We start from the raw sequence: 4,287 nt of genomic DNA on the forward strand, positions 1-4,287 counted from the left end.
CAAAGGCCAGGTTGTGGGTCCACACCACCACCGCCACGGTGGCCAGCATAATAATATTGGCCGACAGCGGATTGCTTTTAAGACCTTTAATCGACGCCCAGTTAAAGGTACCAATTGACACCATAATCATCACCGCGACCAGCGCCGCCATGGGGATGCGCGACACCCAGTCGCTGAGAAACACCACCATGGTGAGCAGCATGGCACCGGCAAAAAACGTCGACAGACGGCCGCGACCACCGGATTTCACGTTGATCACCGACTGGCCGATCATCGCACAGCCGGCCATACCGCCGAGCAGACCGGAGAAGATATTGGCAATACCCTGGCCTTTGCACTCGCGATTCTTGTCACTGGAGGTATCGGTCAGGTCGTCGACAATGGTCGCGGTCATCAGCGACTCCAGCAGACCCACCACCGCCAGCGCGGCCGAGTAGGGGAAGATAATCTGCAGGGTTTCCCAGTTCAGCGGCACGTCTGGCCACAGGAAGATCGGCAGGGTATCGGGCAGCTCGCCCATATCGCCAACGGTGCGAATGTCCAAACCGACCAACAGACTGAAGGCGGTCAGAGTCAGAATACACACCAGCGGCGAGGGAATTACCTTGCCGACCTTGGGCAACAGTGGGAACAGGTAAATAATCCCCAGGCCCGCCGCGGTCATCGCATAGACATGCCAGCTGACATTGGTCAGCTCGGGCAACTGCGCCATAAAGATCAGGATCGCCAGCGCGTTGACGAAGCCGGTGACCACCGAGCGCGACACAAAGCTCATCAGCTTGCCCAACTGCAAATAACCGGCAATGATCTGTAACAGCCCGCAGAGCAGCGTGGCCGCCAGCAGGTACTGCAGGCCGTGCTCCTTGACCAGGGTGACCATCAACAGCGCCATGGCGCCGGTGGCTGCCGAGATCATCCCCGGCCGGCCGCCGACAATGGCGATCACCACGGCGATACAAAACGACGCGTACAGGCCAATCTTGGGGTCAACTCCGGCGATGATGGAAAAGGCTATCGCCTCGGGGATCAGCGCCAGCGCCACCACTAGGCCGGCGAGGATGTCGGCGCGGATATTGCCGAGCCAGTCTTCTTTTTTCGATAGTAATAACATGAACGACTCAATTACTTGCAGGTGAATTCAGGGCGGCCAGTGACGCCCGCGTCACGACCAGGGAGCGGGCCGCCGTGGCCCGAGCGAATTTTAGGCAGGGGATTATACAGGCAAAGGCCGGCGGCGAGTGCCGGCATCTCTGGGGATAAGTCGCATCGACAGGAAAATATTGACGGCAGCGAGGCTGTTCAACGCGGGCAACGAACGCCTCGCCGCGCGATCAACCGCGGCGCTGATCGGCCAGGCGTTGCGCCGCCATACTCAACTCGGCCGCTTTAAAGCAGTGCTCCTGAGTCATGGCGTGCTCGCTGCGCTGCAAGCAATCCAGAATCAATTGGCCAAAGAAGGGAAAACCCGAACGCCCCAGGCATTCCCGCTCGTCAACGGCTTTGCCATCGACTTTTATCAGTAGCGAGGCGGGGGCGCGCCGCGCCAGATCCAGATATTTACGCAGCTCCAGCGTGCCCTCGGTGCCGACGATAAAGGTTCGGCCATCACCCCAGGTTGGCAGCCCCTCTGGCGTATACCAGTCCACCCGGCTGTAAAACGACGCGCCGTTATCACCGGTCAGTGACAGCTCGCCGAAATCCTCCAGCTGCGGATATTCGGGGTTATTAAAGTTTTCCACGCGGGCAAAATTAATGCTGGCATCGCGACAGCCGGCATAGGTCAAAAACTGCTCGACCTGGTGCGAACCGATATCGGTCAGAATGCCGCCATAACAGCGCTTGTCAAAAAACCAATCGGGGCGGCTCGCCGCCGCCAGTCGATGCGGCGCCAGATTGACCACTTGCAACACCCGACCGATGGCGCCCTCGGCAATTAACTCACCCGCCATCCACGCCGCGTCGTTGTGCAAGCGCTCAGCGTAATACACCATATACTTCTGACCGCTGGTCGCCACCAACTGCCTGACCTCGTCGAGCTGTTCCAAGCTGGTAAACGGCGATTTATCAGTAAAATAATCCTTGCCAGCGCGCAGCACCTGCATACCTATCTCCGCGCGGCGATAGGGAATCGCTGCCGACGCGACCAGCTGAACCGCCGGATCGTCGAGAATAGCCTGAAAGTCCGCCACCGGTTTTGCCTTGGGGAAGTGTTCGAGAAACCAGCGCAAGCGCTCCGGATTGGGTTCATAAACCATCGTCAGCTCAGCGCCGGCATCGCACAAACCGCGGCACTGCCCGAGAATATGCCCGTGATCCAAAAAGGCGGCGGCAAACTGAAATTCGCCCGGCTTCACCACCGCGTCGATATCGGCAGAGGGCGCATAATTGGCCCCATCTTTAATATTGCTCACCTCAGCCTCCACTCAGCTTTACGACAGTGGTGTACACCACACTGGCCAATACTGTGGCGATACACAGCAGCATGGCCGCATTGAAAACAAGGCGCCGCCGGCCCTGCGGCATATCGTCACCGAGGTAGGCGCGATTATTGTTCAGCATTAACCAGCCGAGATAGGCCACCGGCAACAGAAAACCGCAGATCGCCGAGGTCGGTAAAATGACATAGGGGCCCATGCTCGACCACAAAAACACCCCCAGCACCGCCGGCGTGGGCAGCAACAGCGCCCACTGGTATTTGCGCGACTGGTGCTGCCAGCCAAACAGTTCGGCCATTGCCGATCCGCAGCACAGCATGTGCATCACCAGCGAGCCGATGGCCATGCCGAGAATACCCAGGCTGAATATCAACCGCGAGCTCAGCTCACTGATACCGGCTTCGGCAAACAGCCGGGTGGCCGTTGCCGGGTTCAAGCGCCCACTGACCGTCACCTCGCCGCCAAACAGCACAGCGGCGGCGGCGATCGACATCAGCCCGGTGACCAGCAAATACGGCAACACCAGCCCCACCAGAATATCGTAGCGCGCCAGCTCGCGATGGGCGCGGCCCCAGTGGCGATTCAGCATCGTATAGCCATAGACAAAGGTCATATTGATGCCCACCGCGGTGCCGAGCGCCGCCATCACCGTCATCAGGCCCTCGCTGTCACTGGGCAGACTGGACGGAATATAGCCGCGGGCAACCGCCCCCCAGTCCACTTGGCCGCGCAGGCTGGACTCCACGACCACCCAGGCAAAACACACGACAATGGTGGCCGACAGTATCTTGACGATGTTTTCAAAAAGAAAGACGGTTTTGCCCCCCTTGCCGTAGTGCCAGGCAGTGGTGGCGCACATCCCCCACACACCGATAGCCAGGGCAAAGAGGTAGAGCTCGCGCCCCACACCGCCCTGCTCGCGGATATCGAAACCGCTGACCACACTGATCAATTCCTCGGCCATACCGGCACTTAAGGGGTAGTGCGAAAAGCCCCAGATAATGCTCGACAGCAGCGCCGACACCGCCCAAAGCCAGGCCAAGCCAGGGTGCACATGTTTGCGAAAGGCCTGATAGGGCCGCTCGCCGGTGGACAGGGTCTGATGCGACAGGGCAAATAACATAATGCAGCCGATCAACATCGACACCGGTTGCACCCATAGCAGTTCATAGCCATATACCGCACCGATGGTCAGCGAGGTAATCGCCGAGCCGCCGCCCAGGGTCATCGCGCCCTGCAACCAGCCCGGCCCGCTCAGTCTCAAGTATTGCCAGGCGCGACTCGGTGCGGGCTGTCGTGCAATGGCGTCTAGCAGTTGTGCATCAGTCATCGGAAGCTCTTATTGATATCGATATCGACGTCGATGTGTTGTTTTTCCCGCAGCGAAGAGGCGGCGATTTTACTGTCCAGAAGCTGTTGATAGGCGGCAGACTCAGGCGGGCAGCTCACTGGCTCGCCGCGCCAATGCGACATCAAGATGGCATTGGCCAAACCCAGCGACTTCAGCCCCTCCTCTGCCGGCGCAATCAGTGGCGCGCCGCGTGCAATGGCATCGACAAAATTATTCAGAATGGCGGCGTGCTGATTCACCGGTGTCGCTCGCGGGGTGATATCGCTGACTTCCAGTTCCGGCATACCGAACATATCCCGCGTTTGCTTGCAGAAGCTTGAGCTCGCCGGAGAATTTTTATGCAGCAACAGGCGATCGCCATCAAAGCTCAGGCTGGCTTTATCGCCGACAATTTCCAGGCGGTTAAAGCCCGGCGCCTCTCCGGTGGACCCGACAAAGGTCCCGGTGGCGCCATTGGCATAGTGGAAAAACGCCATCGCCTCGTCTTCCACCTCTATCGGG

General features: G+C 59.3%; 4 protein-coding genes. All 4 read right to left on the reverse strand.

Translation table 11 applies throughout. The features are described from left to right. Positions 1-1,111, reverse strand: a 1,111-nt coding sequence (locus ABYM29_RS14950; protein ID WP_372865590.1) for a SulP family inorganic anion transporter, incomplete at its 3' end; no start/stop codon positions are given. 220 nt (positions 1,112-1,331) lie between these two features. Further along, positions 1,332-2,411, reverse strand: a complete 1,080-nt coding sequence (locus ABYM29_RS14955) for a Gfo/Idh/MocA family protein (protein WP_372865591.1) — start codon at positions 2,409-2,411, stop codon at positions 1,332-1,334. A gap of 1 nt (position 2,412) precedes the next feature. Then, the gene (locus ABYM29_RS14960) at positions 2,413-3,765 is read right to left on the reverse strand and encodes an NRAMP family divalent metal transporter (protein WP_372865592.1); all 1,353 of its coding nucleotides are present in this window, start codon (positions 3,763-3,765) and stop codon (positions 2,413-2,415) included. After that, a partial coding sequence (locus ABYM29_RS14965) for a Gfo/Idh/MocA family oxidoreductase (RefSeq protein WP_372865594.1) occupies positions 3,762-4,287 on the reverse strand: 526 nt, incomplete at its 5' end. The genes ABYM29_RS14960 and ABYM29_RS14965, both read right to left, overlap by 4 nt.

The sequence above is a fragment of the Spongiibacter sp. genome (assembly GCF_041602295.1).
In the GTDB taxonomy this organism is placed as follows: Bacteria; Pseudomonadota; Gammaproteobacteria; order Pseudomonadales; family Spongiibacteraceae; genus Spongiibacter.

Bases quoted from the DNA above. Each gene is read 5' to 3' on its own strand.
- ABYM29_RS14960 (WP_372865592.1), bottom strand. From the start codon at position 3,765: ATGACTGATGCACAACTGCTAGACGCCATTGCACGACAGCCCGCACCG.